A 16060-nucleotide genomic window follows, 5' to 3' on the forward strand; every position below is an offset into this window, starting at 1 on the left:
CTGGATCCCGGTGCTACTGCGAATCCGAGGGCGGAGGGCGTCATGAATCCCCAGATGTGTACGGCGCGCCTATCCGTCAGCGGACGGGTCGATGCGCTGCTCGGGGACTGTGACCTGTTCCAGCCAGTTCCAGAGCGCGCGTTCGCGGTCGGTGTCGTAGGACTCCACGGATGACGCCGCGGCCTTCTCCCGATGGATATAGGCACCGGTCTCGGCGGGGGTGACGCCGAGGACCGCGTCGGTGAGTTTCTTGCCCGCCGGGACCGGCGTGTCCACGAGCGGGGTGACCGTGAGCAGCGGGATGATCCTGCGCATCAGGAAGGGAAAGGCCCCACCGGTTTCGCGCGCGAGCCCGGTCCCGACCACGAGGCTCGGGTTGTAGCTGACGATATCGATATCGTCGGGCAACCTGCGGGCCCATTCGTGCACCAGGTATATCCCGCCGAGTTTGCTCGTCACATAGGCACGACGGCCGGCTCGGACATTTCCGGAACGCTCGAATGCGCCGGGCCGGGAGATTTCCGGGATGGCCCATCGGGGTGCGGGCATTGTTCCGCCGGTATGCCGGAGATCTCCGAAGTGGGCGTCGCTGACCGTGACGACAATGCGCGCCGGCGCCTGAAGGTGGGGGTGGAGTTGCCGGAGAAGCCGGTGGGTGGACATGACGTTCACGGCAAAGGTCCGCTCGTATCCGTCGACCGTGCTCTCCAACGCGTTGGAGAGGTGGACACCCGCGTTGAAGACGAGACCCCGCAGCGGAGGCACCTCGCCGGAATCGAGAAGATCTTCCAGTTGTGCACCGGCAGCGGCGACACTCGCCATGCTCGACAGATCGATATCGACAGTCGAGACGTGCGGAGAGATTCCCCGCAGGCTCGGCAGCACCTCGGCAGCGGAGGAGCCTCGCCCGAGAACCACGAGGTGGGTATCGGGGCTGCGGCGCAGGATTTCTCGTGCTGCTTCGAGGCCGATTCCGCGGGTGGCGCCGGTCATGATGATGGTTCGGGTCGCTGTGGTCATCCAGTACTCCTGAGCTTCGGGATCGGTCGGTGCACGCGATGGTTTCGCCACCTTGTTCAGGGCCGGTGCACCGCCGATGACCGCGGTGCACCGGTATCAATCTCGGGTACGCCGTCCCGTGCAGGAAGACCTTGTCGAGCCTGGTCTCCGCAGGACCATGCAGCGCCGAACGTGCCGCAGTCGGCGCAGGCACAATGGTTCCTATGGTCAGCAGTGACGGGACGAGCCTGGGGGACTATCTGCGCCGGCACCGCGCCGCGATGTCTCCCCCGGACGCGGCTGCCGGCGTCCGGACGTCACGGCGGCGCGTCCCAGGGCTGCGGCGCCAGGAGCTGTCCGATATCGCCGGGATCTCGGTGGAGTACTACACCCGCCTCGAACAGGGCCGCGCACCCCGGCCATCGCGAGAAATCCTCACCGCACTGACACAGGCGTTCGGACTCTCCGACGCCGAACGCGACCACCTCTTCCGTCTCGCCGGAGTTTCTGCCCCCGAACGCAACTCGCCGGACGGCGCGATCCGACCGGGGCTCATGCGTCTGTTGCGCGGCCTGGAGGACACGATGCCGGCCAGTGTGCACGACGGACGCCTGGACCTGCTCGCCCTCAACGCCGCGGCCACCGAACTGCTCCGTCCGCTCGCCGCGACCGGCCGCTACGCGCGCAATATCGTCTACCAGGTCTTCACCGCCACGGCCCTCTCTGACTTGCTCGGCGAGGAAGGCGCGGCACAACTCAGACGGGTCGCGGCAGCGGAACTCCGCACGGCACTCGGTCGCTACCCGGGCGACGAGTACCTCCGGTCACTGCGGACCGAACTCACGGCGACCAGTGCGAGCTTCCGTGACCACTGGGAACGCGGCGAGGTCGGTACTCTCCGATCAGCGGTGAAGCATCTGCACCATCCCGCCCGAGGATGGTTGAGCTTCGACCTCGAGATGCTCCACGACCCTGAGCGGGACCACTGGCTCATGCTCTACACCCCGCGCGAGGAGCCCGTGCCGCCCTTGCTGTAGCCGCCGAATTTCAGTGGAGTACCCCGTTCCCGCCCTCACCGTGACGGATCCGCACCCGGTTGTGTGTTGTGCGCTGTGCGCTGTCACCTGTGCGCGTTGCTGGGCTGCGATGTGGGTAGGGGAGTCGAACCCCTCGCACTGCCCTTCGTGCGCCAGGAGGTGACCGATTGCCCGTCGGTCCAGCGGGTCGGTGCGCGCCTCCGTGCCGGCTACCTGCTCCACTGCTCTGCTCAGTCCAGGAGGTCGACCTCCCAGTTGGCCCGCTGGATCCGCACATCCAGTTCACGCAGTTGCGCGGCGAGCCCGTCGGCCTGCGCGCGGAGTTCGGCCACCGGCAGTGCGGACAGGATCTTCAACTCCGACCGCAGCTGTCGTGCGTAACCGCCCCGATTCTTGCCCGCGGCCGCATCAGCCGCGTCGGTGATCACCGAATGCTGGAGCCGTAGCGCGTCCCGGCGGGCGAGTGCGTCGGTCAGGGTGCCGTCCGCGCCGATACTCGTAGCGGAGTTGGTGCGATTGATGCGGCGGATCAGCGCTTCGTACTCCGCGAGCACTTCGCGAGCTTCGTCGAGCAGCGCGGCGGCGTTCTCGGCGGGCTCCTCGCCCTCCTGGAACCGGGCGTTGCCCACGATCCGGGTGCGCAGTTGTTCGATACGGCGCACTGCGTCCGCCCGCAACGACAGAGCCTCTGCTAGCTTCACATCCCCCTACTTTCGTCCTCGACCAAGAAGATTCGAGTATGGCCTACCGGCACTGGGCGGTCCTAATGGACACCCGGGCCCCGCGAAGCCGGTGGATGGTGGAGCGGCCGATACTGTATTCCTGACGGAATGGTCCCGCTGTGGTGTTCCGTTGGCCGTTCGGCTTACGGAACACCACTACGCCAGGAGCCGCCGTTCGTACTTTGCACTTGATGAAGGCTTCAAGAGTCGGGCTTGCGGGGCGCGGTAGCGTGTGCCGGTGGATTGGAATGCCTTCGAGACAGCATGGTACGACAGCGGATGCCACAGCCTGGCTGGCCTCGCCGCAGCGCATCCGGGCGAGCGGTTGTACGCGGCAGCCTTTCACCTCTTCTACAGCGATGACATCCAGATCCTCCCGCCGGCTCTTGCGGCCAACACGGAGGCGGCGGTGCACCAGAACAATGGATATTCGACGCGGTTCGCCCCTCCGGAGTGGCGATGGGACGTCCTGGATGCCGCGGGCGACCCGATGCGGCCGTGGTACCAACGCCTCAGCGAGGAGTTCCTCACGGCCGGCACCGATGCCGCCCAGGACGCAACGATGGACACGCTCGAGGCGGCCCACGACCGCGCCATGGCCAGGGTCTGTAAGGCGATGACCGCGACCGCTCGCCGGGGCGGTATCCACGACTCGCTGCCGGCCGATTTCGTTGTCGTCATTCTCGAGGGACAACGGGGTGAGAAGGAAGCCGATCTGATCCGCGCAAGTGTCGACCCACAGGTGCTTGCGACCGTCCCCGAACTGGTCGAGCACTTGGGAGAGTTCAAGGGGACGTGACCACCAGCCAACTCAACGGCTTCCACCTTCAGGAACCGGCGAGGGTGAGACGACTGTTCATGTTCAGTTTGGCCTCCCCATAAGGTGGTACGTGTGACCAGAACAGTGGGGTCAGGACGCGTTCGTCCTCGGTAGTGAGCACACCGTCCCATTGGGGGTCGGCGAGAATGTCCTGGATCATCAGGACGTTGACGTAGACCAGGGCGGCCTGGCGGATCCGCAGGCACAACACCGACATCTCCTGTTCATCGCGCCGGTTGGACGCGATTTCGGAGGTCTTGCCGTAGTAGATGACCGAGTTGGCGCCGTTCCAGGACTCGACCAGGTTCAGGCCGCTGTTGATCTCTCTGCAATTCGCGACTGCGCAGGTAGCGGCATAGAAAGATGGTCTTCTGGACCCGGCCGAGCTCCATCATGGCCTGGTAGGCGGGGTGGGCGGAGTTGGTGCCGGATTCCCAGGACCGGCAGGCTTTCTCTCCGAAAGTCGGTGTCCTTTGCTAACTTGTCGCGTTCTGATCCGACGAAGCGACGAGGCGAACTATGGCAATCGGGAACAATATCGGTTTCGAAGAGTCCGAGGATGTGATGTCCGCGCCGGTGCTGTGGAGTTTTCATTCCGGCGCCGCCGCTTCCGGTGTCGTCGTGGACGAGCGGGGCTGCTGGGTGGGCACCGAGAGCGGTGACGTGTTCACCTTGACGCCGGAGGGCGTGGTCACCGGCCGATTTCGACTGCCGAGTGCGGTCGAATGCGTTGTGGCCGATGGTTTCTGGATCTACGCCGTGTGCGCCGACAACCGGGTCTACGACCTGTCCGGCACGGTGCCGCGAGTCGCCTACGAAATTCCTGCCGAATTCGATATCTGCTCGCTCGACATCCATGAAGGCCTCCTCTGCGTCACCGACCGGAAAGGTGTCATCACCGCGATCGATTGGAACGGGGAATTGCTGTGGAGCACTCCCGGCGACGAGGGCGGGGTGATCCAGATCGACTCGCATGCCGTCTACCACGGGCATTCCGCCGGTGTCACCGGATATGACTTGGAAGCCGGATACCGAGTGTGTCACGAGGACACCGATGGCGCGGTCCTGTCCGGCTGCCAGGATTCGAACGCGTTCTACGCCGGCACCGATGACAACTCTGTCGAGGTGGTCGGCAAGGACGAATGGGCGGGGATCAGCTACAACGGCGATGCGCCGGTACAGTCCTGCGCCACCGCCCTCGACGGCCGTGTCTTCGCCGGGGACGACTGCTCCTCGGTGTACTGCTGGGACATGTCGCGATGCGGTGCGTGGAAATGGGCCACCGGCTGCGGCTCGGCCTCTTCCATGCAGTACCACGACGACAAGCTGTACCTGGTCACCACCACCGGAACCCTCGCCTGTCTCGATGTCAGCGAGGCCGCCTTCCGCGACGCCGAGCAGGGTGTGCTGCCCGAGACGGTGTCGGTGACGGCTCCGGAGATCTCCGCCGTGGTGCCCGGCAACACCGTCGAGGTCACCTCCGACGCCGGGACCGGCGTTGTGGTCGAATGCGTTCTACAGAACGGCGAGCAGTGCGTAATCGCCGTCTCCCCTGATCACGTGTTGTCCTTGGAGGTCCAGTTCCCCAAGGACCTGTGGCGTTCCGGTGCCCGCTATGTGGTCGATGACGTGGACGAACCCGAGCGCGGCTTTTTCTACCGAGTTCGCGGCGACATCCGGCAGCTGATCTGACCGCCGGCCGGTCGCGGGGCGACCGGTAATCAGCAGAAGCCGTATGGCTGATCCTCTGAGTCAGATGCGCATATCAGTTCTCGTGAGCTTGCGGGGGGTAAGCCTCATCCAGCGGCCGGCTCGGCCACTCCTGCCCTGGTCGAGCGCGGCGTAGCATTGGGTGTGTCAAAGGGTTACCCCTATGCAACAGCGATGGTGGGTGTGGATAGCCGCGTTCCTGACGACACTGGGGATGTGCGCGGTGTTCGCGTGCAGTAATGGCACCCGACCCGAGCGCGCTCCTCCCGGTACATCCTCCCGGGTAGGGGTGCCCGTGCTGGTCGCGAAGATAGACAACAGTCCGCAGGCACGACCACCGGTGGGGCTGGGAGCCGCCGATGTGGTTTACGTCGAGCCGGTCGAGGGTGGTTTGAGCCGGTTGGCCGCCGTGTTCTCGACCGACATACCCCCGGTGATCGGACCTGTCCGCAGCGCGCGGGAGACGGATCTGACGCTGTTGGACCAGTTCGGCAACCCGACGTTGGCATCGTCTGGTGCCGCACCTGAGCTGGTTGCCTCCGTCGATCAGTCCTCGCTCCAGAACGCCTCGGCCGAGCGGGAACCTGCGGCGTACTTCCGCGACTACAGTCGCGTCGCTCCGCACAATATGTTCGTTCGCTCGGATCAGCTGCCCGAAGGCGGCGGCTGGCCGGCGGCTTCGCAACCGCACTTCGGTCCTGCGCCTGACGGCGGCGAGACCACGCAATATCGGGAAGCGCGGTATCAGGACACCGTGATCGGTTTCGACTGGTCACCCGACCACCAGCGGTGGCTGGTGTCCATGGACGGTGCTGCCTACACCGAGGCCGAAACCGGACCGGTCATGGCGAGTACGGTCGTGCTGCAGAGTGTGCAGGTGCAGAACTCGGCCGTCAGCGACGTTGCGGGCAGCGTCTCACCCCTGGCCGAGACGACCGGTAGCGGTCCGGCACTCGTACTTCGCGACGGTCAATCGTTCCCGGCCGTGTGGTCCCGGCCCTCCCCACAGGCAGGCACAAGCTATACGACCCCCACCGGTACAGCCATCCCGTTCGCGCCGGGCCAGGTCTGGACAGTCCTGGTTCCAGCGCAGCTCTGGTAACCGGGACCGCGCTGCCACCACGGCAACAGGTAGCCCCCATCACCGGATCGGCAGATCCAGGTTCAGCAGTCGGTGCGCACGAAGATCCGGCGCGTTTCACCGCCTCCGTTGTGGATGACGGCGTATCGGCGTGGATCGCGGTATTCGTCGATCGAGTGTTCGTTTCCCGTATCGACCGAGAGGACGTCGGCCATTCCGCTGTCCTGCCAGTAAGACTGCCACGACGGCGGAACTCCGGGCTCGAACCGACCGAACCCGGACAGCCGCGTGAATTCAGCGACCGAGTCGGCGGGAATATCGACGACAGCTGCCGAGGTTGCCTCGCGAAAGGCGTTGTCGGTCCACGACCACAAGGCGTCCATCTCCTCAGGGAAGACAATGCCGGCGCATTCAACCAGGTCGCGAGTCTCTTCCTCATCGGTCGAGCACCCCGCGACAGTCGACACAACGATGCATGCCGCCACACCGACGGCCGCTCGTCGAATGCTTCGGTGCGTCACAGCTTTCCGATCCATCGCTCGAGTCGTGGCGCTTCACCGTGGACCCGGAAACTCCGGGCCCAGCCGAATTCCTCGAGTTCCCGCATCTCGTTGTTGATATTCGTTCCGATATTCAATCGGAACGTGTCCTGCTTCTTGTGGTCGAAATTGTAGAACTCGTAGATATAGATACGGTAGATGATCTCTGCACGAAGTTTGTGAGGGCGAAAGCCCGGGCGGCGTCCCCTGTCCAGAACTGCTGTAGCCAGGTGGTGCCGTTGGTGAGGTTCTGTGCGGTGACGTAGTCGTTGATGCCCATCGAACGGATGCGTATGCCGATGCCCTGCAGCGCTTCCCAGTCGCCGACCAGGGGCGCGAGATAATCCGCCGCCGGCTTCATCCCGATAGCACTGCCGAGCACGTCGTCGTATGGGCAGGTTTCGACCACGCTGGTGAGGGTGCGGGCGATGGTGTAGGCGGGTTCGTTCTCGATCGTGGAGGCCGACAAGTTCAATCCCGTGAATCGGGCGGCCCCGCCGTCGGAACCCTCGGCCGCGGCGCCGGTGCTTCCTGTCAGCTGCTGACCGGTAAGGGCAAGGGTCTGTCCGGTGGATCCGTCGGTGGCCTGGTACTGGGTGGCGTTGTCGGCCAAGGTGGTGGCGTAGGCGTCGAGCGTGGTCCGGTCCTGCCCGTGTAGCCCGCCGAACGCAGTCCGGAAGTCCGTGAGTATGGGCGTCACGGTGGCCAGCAGTCCCGAAGTGATGTTCCCCAGCCACTCCTCGAACTGGAGCATGCACTACGCGGCCAGTACCTGCTCACGGACGAGGCAGGGCACGCCGTCCCGATTTGCCTCGACTCCGATGTGATGATGGAATCCGGAGGGACAGGATGGGACCGTTCGCGGATCGGTGCGCCGGAACAAGTACTGAGGCGACGACCGGTTAGGGGGCCGAGTGAGCGAGCGCGAGGAGAAGCGGGCACGGAACGATCGGATGCGGGCCGAGATGGATGCCCTACTGGAGTCGTTCGGACAGCAGCGCGCACAGCTGGGAGAACTCCAGGCCCGGCTGGCGGCCACGACGGTGAGTGTGTGGTCGGCCGACAATATGGTCCGGATCGATAGCAATGTGGCCGGGATCCCGGTCGGTGTGCACATCGATGCGGGGGCGTTCAAACGGACCACACCGGACAAGCTCGCCCGTTCCGTACTCGAGGCGGTGCACGCCGCGGCCCGGCAAGCCGGCGACGCCACGCAGCAGGCCATGGCGCCGCTCGAGGCGGAGGTCGGCGCGATGCCCGATCTCTCCGAGCTCATCCCCGGCGCACCCAGCATCCGGGACATGGTGTCGAGCTTCTCCGAACCTCCGCCGGCCACACCCCCGCCGGCCACGCCGGAACTGACCGACGAAGAGGAAGACGAGTACTTCCGCAACCGTTCCTACCTGGATCCCGGCCGGTGACCGACGAGCGCACCGGGGAGAACATGTCGTGAGTGACCTGGGCGTCGATCCGGACGGCCTCCGTAATACCGGACCGCGATTCGGTGCGGTGGCCGCCGATATCACCACTGCGGCAGAACAATTGCGTCGCGTGCTCGACACCGAGGGGCAGTGCTGGGGCACCGACCAGGTAGGTCAGGCGTTCGCCAAGCGCTACACACCCGACCCGGGACTGGAGGCCATACAGGACGTGCGGGACGCGTTCACCAGATATGGAGAAGATGTGGTGACCCTGGCCGACAATGTGGAGGCCCAGGAACAGATCATCTCCGGAAATCTGGGCTCGGCTGCGTCCTGATGGGTATCGAGATCCCGGACGAACTGCAATGGGTCGCCAAATGGGTTGTGGGGGCCGGGGATTGGCCGGAAGCCGACGAGACGGCCATACGGCGGATCGCCGATGCGTGGAACGGTATGGCGACGGCGCTCGAGGAGAGCTCCGGTGACGCGAACCTCACCATGCAGGCCGCGCTGACCGCACTCCACTCGGGCGAATCGCATACCGCACTCAGCGCGCACTGGGACTTGGTCGGTGGCAAGGACGACGCCGCGCTACCGAAGCTGATCGAGCATTGCCGATGGCTGGCCGACCAGGCCGATGACGGGGCGCTCGATATCGAGCACACCAAGCTGGTGATCATCACTTCCATGGTCCTGCTCGCCGCCGAACTGGTGGTGGCGGGGGCGACCGCATGGACCGGTGTGGGTGCGGTGGCCGGTGCCGCGGCACGGGTCGCCACTCAGGCCGGGATTCGCATAGCGATCCAGATGTTGATCAAGAGGCTGGCCACCGTGGTCGGAAAGGGCGCGCTTTTCGGAGTCCTCGAAGGCGGCGCGGGTGAACTGATCCCGCACCTGATCCAGTTCGCCTCGGGAGAACGGACGGGACTGGACGGCGAGGACTGGGCGGGGCTCAGGGGCAGCGCGATCGCCGGTGCGGTGGGTGGCGCCGTGGGCGGTGGTCTGGGATCCGGCGGGCTTGCCGCACCGTTGACCAACCAGGTGGGCTCCACCGTCGGGAAGACTGTCACCGAGCTCGGTGTCGAGAGTGCGGCCGGGGTCGCCGGGAATGTCGCGGGAACCGTGGCCGTCGGTGGCGAATTGACTTTGGAGACCTTCACTTCCGGAGCCGCTGGTGGCGCCGCCGAGCGCGGGGCCACCGCGGCGGGGGAAGCCGCGGGCACACATTTCGGCCAAGGCGCCCCCTCCGCCCCCGAGACCGGGAGCCCGGCCGATACCGATCCGAGCAGCCCCGCATCAACCCCCTCGGAGTCCGGCGCTCCCGCGCAGCCGGACAACGGCGCACCAGGCGAGCAGACCGCGACACAGCCCGCCGCCACCGGGGCCGATCCGGACACCGGCTCCACCCCGAGCAGCGAATCCCCGAATTCCGCGCCGCCGAACGACTCCGCATCCACCACCTCGGCCAGTCCGGCATCGACTCCCGAAAGCACCCCCACTCGGACCGATTCCGGATCGGCACCCGAAAGTACCGGGCCGGCACCAACTCCGGATAGCCAGGCCGCCCCGGGGGATACCGCCACCCCGTCCTCGCCCGACAGCCCGGCTTCGACCACGGACAGCACCTCACCGGGCAGTAGCCCCAACTCGTCACCCGACACGCCCGACACTGCCCCCGACGTGCCCGGCACTGCCCCCGATAGACCCGACACCCCGACCTCCGACAGCCCCCCACCGGGCAGCAGCCCCGACCTCTCCTCTGATCCTCCCGGCACCACACCCAACACATCGGATACCCCGCAGACGGTCCTACCCGACGGAACAGTGCCGGGTAGCAGCCTCAACCTGCCACCGGATCCACCCAGCCCCACGCCGGCCACCTCGGACGCCCCCTCCGCACCGACAACGAGCGACACCGCCACCCCGCACACCTCCGGCACTCCGACGAGCACCGACAACCCCGCCGGCACCAGCGCAGCGGCGACCACCACAACAACGGGCACCCCCGCCACATCGACACCGCCCTCCACCGCACCTCTCTCCGGCACCCCCACTTCGCAGGCCACCGAGGGCAGCCATCGGCCGAACACCGCTGCGCCCACAGCCGAGGCCGGACCGGCGGGAGCGCCACGGACCACCACCGATCCCACCCGCGGAATCCCCCCGGGCCGCGCACCGGAAGCACCGAGTGCGGGCCCCTCGCGTCCGGCCCGCGGCGACCTCGAACGTTCCGGCCAACCCGCCGACCGTCCCGCACACCGCCTCGAACCACCGCGAGAAGCGGCGGGCCTGAACCCCTTTCGCCGGTCGCGACCGACCCCCGCGCCCGATGCCGGTCGATCGAGACCGTACGGGGACCGGGATAGTCCGAGGTCCGGTCACCGCTCCTGGGAACACCCGCCACCGCACCGACCCCCGGATGCCGGCACACCCGCACGCTCCGCCGAGCCCGCTGAACCTGTCGCGCCCCGACCAACGGACGACTCGCTCACCCCAGGGACCCACAACGAGACCGCACCGCTGGAATCCCATCCTCCGGATCGTCGGGCCCTCACCTCGCACGAACTCGCGGACCGCGCCAATCGCACGAACATGCTCAGAGCGATGCTCAACTACGCGCAGGAGAACAATCTCACCTTCGAGGAAGTTCAACGGGAAGTGCGAGCCGGCGATCTCCTGATCGACCCGAACTGGGAAATTTTCCCCAGACTACAGATCCAGGAAGTCGATGCGCTGCCGCCGCCGGACAATTTCGACGAAGCTTACTTGAACGCGGTTCTCGAGCATCACTACTCGCACAACCGCCGGGTCTCGCCCTACGACAGTATGGCCGACCCTACGTTCGAACCGGGCTGCCCGGACAATGAGCTACCCGCTCATATCACCCGTGACATGCCGGCGGACGCACTGGCCGACGCTGTGGATCCGGTTGCCGACAACCTCTTTCTGAATCAAGAAGGCGACGACGCGGTCGTGTGGCGTGATCGCTCCGCCGGCGACGCCTTTCTTCGCCAGGAGAACGCGCTGTTCCGTATGGAAAGCAGAGGGCCGGCCGAAATCGGCGGCCTCGGTGGGTTCCACTGCCGCAGGCCGGGCGACCCCAACCTCGGGGCGCACACCGGCCAGCCCACCAACGGCGGTGGATGTGTCTCGTTCTCCAACAGTCCGGAACATGTGCTCCAGCGTGAAGATTCGCTGAGCGTCGATATGCACGGAGTCGAACAACTGCCCAACGGGTTGTATCGGCAGACGCGCTACATGTACGAGGCATATCATCCCTTCGGTGTCGACGTGGAGTCCTCACATCGCGACACGGGCAATCCCAGCGGTCACCGGGAAGCGGAAGTTCTCGCACCGGGCGGACTTTCCTCCGACGTGATCTATCGCGTATGGACACGCGAAATCGTGTTCGACCCCGATAACTGGAACCAGATAGTCAGCGCCCGGGTGCTACCACCCATCTACAATCCCAATTTCCGATATAGCGATCACCCGAATTTCACCTCACCGGAGAATTCCTCCGCGCCGCCGACGAACCCCGCGCCCGCACCACCACAGTCGGCTACGACCCCGGACCCCGATCCGGGCCGGGCACCGGAAAACGAACCGCCCTCGAACCCTTACCGAGCGCCCGACAGCAACAACGAACAACCTGGACCCCGCTTCGCCACCGACCCCCTCCCCGGCGACCCCATCTGGGACCCGGCCGACATCGCGAACCTCCTCGGCAGGGACTACGCGGAGAGCGACCCTGCGCTCCCGCCACAATCCCGAGCGACGCCCGAGCCGGCGCAGCGGGACTCCGCCGGCCGCACCGACACCGATCCTCGAGCTCACCGATTCCCCCAAGGGCAGCCGGCTCCGGCACTGCACCAGGCGCCCGCCACGAATACGGGCATACCGGAATTCCCCGCTGCACGGACAGATAACGCTACGAATTCCGGCCCGGCCCGGGCACCGGAAAGCGTGCCGCCCGCCCCTGTTCCACACGCCCCGGAAAACGGTTCAGCACAGCCACCGGCGCCGCGCGGTGACACCAGGACTCACCCCGATCATCACGCCCCGCCGAATGCTCCCGCGCCCCGGTCGACGGAGGCGAGTCCAGGGCTTCGCACACCGACTCCGGGAACCCCGGCTGTACAAGCAGGCAACGGCGGGGTCGCGAGTCCTCGTGGGAATGCCCCGGTCGCGGCCCCCCACCGCACGCCGGAAGGTATCGCGCCCCACCCCGGCCACCGTGCGCCGGAGGGTAATTCACCGGCCCGGGCCGACCGACCGCAGACGGCCGGCCCGGCCCGTCCGCAAGGCGGTCGAAGCCCTGTCGGCGACGGCCGACGCACCGACACGCCGGCTTCCCCCGCTCCCCCCGGTATCCACCCGCAGAATCCACCGAACCCCACGCGTGTTTTCCGCGAAGATTGCCGTCGGCTCCCGCCGGTCGAGGGACGCGTAACACCGGTCGCACCGGCGGCACGTCCACGGTCCGGGCCCGCGTACAGCGTCCGGCATGTCGATGTCCCGAGGAATCCGCCCCAGCGGATCACCGTCGCCACGATCGCGGTCCATGTGAGCGCGCCTCCGGATGTGCCCCGCGCGGATGTGCACCGGGTGATGGAATCCGTACAGACAACCGTCGACAGCGCCTTCAACCGCGGCCACGAACTCCCGGGCGGCGAACGGATCCTGCTCGATATCGTCTACACCAGCGATCCGGCGGCCGCGAATATCCAGGTTTCCGTCGACCCCCGGCAGAACGGGCCGGGCATCTGGAATCCGCATCACGCGGATCCCGGCACTCTCGCCGGCTTCGTGCGCGACCAGTTGGGAATCGGCCCGAGCCGACCAGGGGATCCCGGCCTGAACACCGCGGACCTCCGCGTGATCGGCAACGATATCGCCACCGCGAATACCCGCGCCCCCTTCGCCGACCCTTCCCAGGGCCGAGTCTTCGCGGATGGATACCTCCGGCCTGTCGAACGTCCGGAATACCAAGCCGCCGTCGAGGACGCCCTGCGCACCGGCGACCACTTCCAGATGTTCGCCGACCCACGAACAAATCCCTACTTCTCGCGGATCAACGACGGCGGTACCAGCGTTCCCGGCCGCAACAACAATTGCGTCGAAAGCTGCATGGCTCTCCTCTCGTCGTTCTTCGGCCGGCCCCTGGTCGCCGCGCCGTGCTGGCGAGCCGAGCAACCCGATGCGTACGGGCGGGTGACGGCCGGCGAGGCCGACAGCCTGCGGCGCGCGGCAGCCTGGCTCGGCCAGGACCTGCGGTCCGGATTCGACCTCGGCAGCACCATCAACGAGCAATTCCGCGGCCTGCACGATCAAGTCGCCCGCCTGGGGCCGGGTGCCGCGGCGTTCGTCGTCAACCAATGGCATGCCCGTGACCCCGCCACCAGAGAATTCCAGTACAGCCCCGACGGCCGGCCTGTCACCGACGGCAACCACGCCATCGCCATCGTCTACCCGCTCGGCGCCGACGGCCCGGTATGGGTGGACCCCCAGGGCAACCGCCTGGCCGAAGGCCCGCCGCAGGACCTGATCGCCGACTCGGCCGGCCTATGGTTCAACGTCATTCCCTCCCCGACAGGAGCACCCGATGCCGGCACAGTTCGAGACCGAGGAACAGGTGAAAACCCATCTGGCACAGATCCTCGAACCCGACCGGGAGTACCGGATCTACCAGATCGATCACGGGTGGGTGTGCTCCCCGATACCGACCCAGCACGAAACCTCGACCCAACAGGACGTCGGGATGCCGAAGCTGGTAGTCGACGCGGAGAACGGAGCGATCTACGAGTACCCGAGCTGGTCGCTCGGAATGATCACCAGCAGCTTCCACACCTCCAAGGAGGCGGGCAGCCGACCCGAGGCCGTACAGATCTACCCCAGGCAGCCCCCGCCGCCCCCCGCATGGATCCCGGAACCACCCCGAACTCACCATCGCGTCCCCCAGGTGCATTTCCAGAAGGAATGGGAGGACGCCCTGATAGTCGGGTACTCGGTGAGCTTCGACAACCCGTACCTGGCCGGCAGCATATTCCCCCTGGAGATCAACAAGCAGACCCACGACGTCCAGCCCCGGGAATTCCTGCCCGGCGACCGGATACCGGAACAGGTGGCGGCGTGGATCATGCAGTACCGCCGCACCAACCGGGGGGTATGGCCCGACCAGGGGAGTTTCGACCACTAGACCCGACACCCCCCACCACCGCGGGCGCCGGAAGGGACACGGATCCTCCGTCCGATCGTGAACCATGCTTCCGCATGCTCGATGCGGAAGCCCCCGAGATCCGAGATCTCGTCGATCTGCAGCGTGCGGCCCGGCGGGCAGCGCAGGTGGGCTGGAGAACAATGGGCGGTGCGCTCGAGTTCCGAATCGGCGACCTCTCCGGCGCTTTTGCGGGATTCAGCGGCACGAGAGACGTCACACGAAATGTTGCGTCCGGCGAAACCGCGCCACCGACCGCACCTCCAGCATCGCTCAATCGAATAGTTCCCGATATTTCGGAAGACGACTTGAGGGAGAACGATGCGGAGAACAATATGTTGGAGCATCTGCTTCGGGAAATACAGGAAGAGTACCCACCCGACAACAACGGAATAAATCGCATAAACGGGCACGTGAGAATATTCTCGGAACAGCAGCCCTGCAACTCCTGCGAGCCTACTATTCGAGCTTTCCAAGATATGTATCCAGGACTGCGGATCGATGTATATTACACCCTACCGTACCCGCCGGTTCGCCGGGATCGGCCAACCCTGTAGGAGGTCAACGATCAAATGAGTTATCTGAACGAACTGGTCAAACCGCTCTTGGAGACAGGTTTGGTCACCCAGGACGAAATCAAGGGATGCGCTGACGTCGAAGTAGACGAATTGCAGTACGCTCAGTCGGTATCCGAATTACCGTTTTCTTACCGCGAGTTCCTCTTGTTCAGCGGGAAGAATCCGTACTGGTTGAGCCGCGGTGGCGAGTGGGACTACGAATGGACCATGGAAGCAAAAGTAGTCGCCCGCGAGATCGTGGAAGAAGATTACGAAGGGGATTTTTCCCCGTTTGCTGAATCATTTATATTCGAGACACACCAGGGGTACATGTTCAATTTCTTCAGAAAAGAGGACCTACCGTCCAACGATCCGCACTTCTGGATATACACCGGAGGAAGACCACTCCGGAGAAGCAGCACTACATTCTCGGAATGGATTCGCAGAAATTTTGCAGAGTTGCCACGAAGGGCGGAACTGGACGACAGACTCCACCGGAGATGAAAAGTGAAACCGATAGTGACACCGAAGCCGGTCGGACTGTACCGTGAAATGTACGAGCCTGGACGTCACCAGGAACTACCCTCAATATTCGACGCGTTGACCAGCAGCGCCATAGACGATCGCGAACGCATTGCGCGGTACATGAAATCCTCCCCAGGCGTCCTCGATGTCCTCGATGTAGTGATAGATATGCTGAACAAAACCGACAAAATCGCCAGCGCATCGTCTCTCATTTCCGATGGCGAATGGATATGGCGAGTCGACTCGGTCCATTACTTCGGTCGATACAATATCGACATTCCGGAAGAGTTTCTCGAGCATGTTCGCACAAAAAACTACACCCCACCCACCGACATCACACTTTCACCCGAATTCGACTCCGAGATGCTCGAGTACTTCTAGATCGAAGATCATCACCCGACCACAGTACAATCCATTGATCCCGGAGGGATT

At 65.3% G+C, this 16060-nt stretch carries 16 protein-coding genes and 2 pseudogenes; 11 read left to right on the forward strand and 7 right to left on the reverse strand.

Going from position 1 to position 16060, the window contains the following annotated elements; translation table 11 throughout:
• Positions 1 to 69 precede the first annotated feature (69 nt).
• Positions 70 to 1020: an SDR family NAD(P)-dependent oxidoreductase gene (locus ABZ827_RS11495; RefSeq protein WP_357236041.1), complete on the reverse strand. Its 951-nt coding sequence runs from the start codon at positions 1018 to 1020 to the stop codon at positions 70 to 72.
• Between the two features lie 203 nt (positions 1021 to 1223).
• Between ABZ827_RS11495 and ABZ827_RS11500 the strand changes: the two genes are divergently transcribed.
• A complete protein-coding gene (locus ABZ827_RS11500) occupies positions 1224 to 2036 on the forward strand; it encodes a helix-turn-helix transcriptional regulator (RefSeq protein WP_357236043.1) in 813 nt (270 codons plus the stop codon).
• Between the two features lie 230 nt (positions 2037 to 2266).
• Here ABZ827_RS11500 and ABZ827_RS11505 read toward each other — a convergent pair whose 3' ends face one another.
• Entirely contained in the window at positions 2267 to 2737 is a 471-nt protein-coding gene (locus ABZ827_RS11505; RefSeq protein WP_357236045.1) for a DIP1984 family protein, read from the reverse strand.
• Between the two features lie 259 nt (positions 2738 to 2996).
• Here ABZ827_RS11505 and ABZ827_RS11510 point away from each other — a divergent pair, with 259 nt between their 5' ends.
• Complete coding sequence (locus ABZ827_RS11510) at positions 2997 to 3557, forward strand: DUF4303 domain-containing protein (RefSeq protein ID WP_357236047.1); 561 nt, start codon at positions 2997 to 2999, stop codon at positions 3555 to 3557.
• A gap of 28 nt (positions 3558 to 3585) precedes the next feature.
• Here ABZ827_RS11510 and ABZ827_RS11515 read toward each other — a convergent pair.
• Positions 3586 to 3973 (reverse strand): annotated as a pseudogene (locus ABZ827_RS11515) (Tn3 family transposase).
• 124 nt (positions 3974 to 4097) lie between these two features.
• Here ABZ827_RS11515 and ABZ827_RS11520 point away from each other — a divergent pair.
• The gene (locus ABZ827_RS11520; protein WP_357236048.1) at positions 4098 to 5270 is read left to right on the forward strand and encodes a molybdenum metabolism regulator; all 1173 of its coding nucleotides are present in this window, start codon (positions 4098 to 4100) and stop codon (positions 5268 to 5270) included.
• Positions 5271 to 5583: 313 nt separating this feature from the next.
• Positions 5584 to 6390 (forward strand): DUF3048 domain-containing protein, encoded by an 807-nt coding sequence (locus tag ABZ827_RS11525; RefSeq protein ID WP_357236050.1) that lies wholly within the window; start codon positions 5584 to 5586, stop codon positions 6388 to 6390.
• Between the two features lie 62 nt (positions 6391 to 6452).
• Here ABZ827_RS11525 and ABZ827_RS11530 read toward each other — a convergent pair whose 3' ends face one another.
• Both ABZ827_RS11530 and ABZ827_RS11535 read right to left on the reverse strand, forming a co-directional pair.
• On the reverse strand, positions 6453 to 6752 hold the full coding sequence (locus ABZ827_RS11530; protein WP_357236051.1) for a hypothetical protein: 300 nt from the start codon (positions 6750 to 6752) through the stop codon (positions 6453 to 6455).
• A gap of 250 nt (positions 6753 to 7002) precedes the next feature.
• Positions 7003 to 7662: a hypothetical protein gene (locus ABZ827_RS11535; protein ID WP_357236052.1), complete on the reverse strand. Its 660-nt coding sequence runs from the start codon at positions 7660 to 7662 to the stop codon at positions 7003 to 7005.
• Positions 7663 to 7822: 160 nt separating this feature from the next.
• Here ABZ827_RS11535 and ABZ827_RS11540 point away from each other — a divergent pair, with 160 nt between their 5' ends.
• Both ABZ827_RS11540 and ABZ827_RS11545 read left to right on the forward strand, forming a co-directional pair.
• A complete protein-coding gene (locus tag ABZ827_RS11540; protein WP_357236054.1) occupies positions 7823 to 8329 on the forward strand; it encodes a YbaB/EbfC family nucleoid-associated protein in 507 nt (168 codons plus the stop codon).
• A 28-nt stretch (positions 8330 to 8357) separates the two neighbouring features.
• A complete protein-coding gene (locus ABZ827_RS11545) occupies positions 8358 to 8666 on the forward strand; it encodes a hypothetical protein (protein ID WP_357236056.1) in 309 nt (102 codons plus the stop codon).
• Between the two features lie 442 nt (positions 8667 to 9108).
• Here the strand turns inward: ABZ827_RS11545 and ABZ827_RS11550 are convergent, their stop codons facing one another.
• Together ABZ827_RS11550 and ABZ827_RS11555 are read right to left on the reverse strand one after the other, a co-directional pair.
• Positions 9109 to 10479, reverse strand: coding sequence for a hypothetical protein (locus tag ABZ827_RS11550; protein ID WP_357236676.1), 1371 nt, complete (start codon positions 10477 to 10479; stop codon positions 9109 to 9111).
• Positions 10480 to 11197: 718 nt separating this feature from the next.
• A complete protein-coding gene (locus ABZ827_RS11555) occupies positions 11198 to 11503 on the reverse strand; it encodes a hypothetical protein (protein WP_357236678.1) in 306 nt (101 codons plus the stop codon).
• 1956 nt (positions 11504 to 13459) lie between these two features.
• Here ABZ827_RS11555 and ABZ827_RS11560 point away from each other — a divergent pair.
• The 5 genes and pseudogenes from ABZ827_RS11560 to ABZ827_RS11580 form a co-directional block, all read left to right on the forward strand.
• A pseudogene (locus tag ABZ827_RS11560) lies at positions 13460 to 13780 on the forward strand (toxin glutamine deamidase domain-containing protein); the annotation flags it as partial.
• A gap of 154 nt (positions 13781 to 13934) precedes the next feature.
• The gene (locus tag ABZ827_RS11565; RefSeq protein WP_357236679.1) at positions 13935 to 14528 is read left to right on the forward strand and encodes a hypothetical protein; all 594 of its coding nucleotides are present in this window, start codon (positions 13935 to 13937) and stop codon (positions 14526 to 14528) included.
• A 74-nt stretch (positions 14529 to 14602) separates the two neighbouring features.
• The gene (locus ABZ827_RS11570; RefSeq protein WP_357236620.1) at positions 14603 to 15103 is read left to right on the forward strand and encodes a deaminase domain-containing protein; all 501 of its coding nucleotides are present in this window, start codon (positions 14603 to 14605) and stop codon (positions 15101 to 15103) included.
• A gap of 15 nt (positions 15104 to 15118) precedes the next feature.
• Positions 15119 to 15607: a hypothetical protein gene (locus ABZ827_RS11575; protein WP_357236058.1), complete on the forward strand. Its 489-nt coding sequence runs from the start codon at positions 15119 to 15121 to the stop codon at positions 15605 to 15607.
• A gap of 3 nt (positions 15608 to 15610) precedes the next feature.
• Entirely contained in the window at positions 15611 to 16009 is a 399-nt protein-coding gene (locus ABZ827_RS11580) for a hypothetical protein (protein ID WP_357236060.1), read from the forward strand.
• Positions 16010 to 16060: the final 51 nt, after the last annotated feature.

The sequence above is a fragment of the Nocardia sp. NPDC019395 genome (assembly GCF_040632335.1).
Taxonomy (GTDB): domain Bacteria; phylum Actinomycetota; class Actinomycetes; order Mycobacteriales; family Mycobacteriaceae; genus Nocardia.

What these genes read in the sequence shown, in the direction of transcription:
- ABZ827_RS11495 (WP_357236041.1), bottom strand. Translation starts at nt 1,020, where the DNA reads ATGACCACAGCGACCCGAACCATCATCATGACCGGCGCCACCCGCGGA.
- ABZ827_RS11500 (WP_357236043.1), top strand. Translation starts at nt 1,224, where the DNA reads ATGGTCAGCAGTGACGGGACGAGCCTGGGGGACTATCTGCGCCGGCAC.
- ABZ827_RS11520 (WP_357236048.1), top strand. Translation starts at nt 4,098, where the DNA reads ATGGCAATCGGGAACAATATCGGTTTCGAAGAGTCCGAGGATGTGATG.
- ABZ827_RS11530 (WP_357236051.1), bottom strand. Translation starts at nt 6,752, where the DNA reads ATGGACGCCTTGTGGTCGTGGACCGACAACGCCTTTCGCGAGGCAACC.
- ABZ827_RS11535 (WP_357236052.1), bottom strand. Translation starts at nt 7,662, where the DNA reads ATGCTCCAGTTCGAGGAGTGGCTGGGGAACATCACTTCGGGACTGCTG.
- ABZ827_RS11555 (WP_357236678.1), bottom strand. Translation starts at nt 11,503, where the DNA reads ATGTTCCGGACTGTTGGAGAACGAGACACATCCACCGCCGTTGGTGGG.
- ABZ827_RS11565 (WP_357236679.1), top strand. Translation starts at nt 13,935, where the DNA reads ATGCCGGCACAGTTCGAGACCGAGGAACAGGTGAAAACCCATCTGGCA.
- ABZ827_RS11570 (WP_357236620.1), top strand. Translation starts at nt 14,603, where the DNA reads ATGCTCGATGCGGAAGCCCCCGAGATCCGAGATCTCGTCGATCTGCAG.
- ABZ827_RS11575 (WP_357236058.1), top strand. Translation starts at nt 15,119, where the DNA reads ATGAGTTATCTGAACGAACTGGTCAAACCGCTCTTGGAGACAGGTTTG.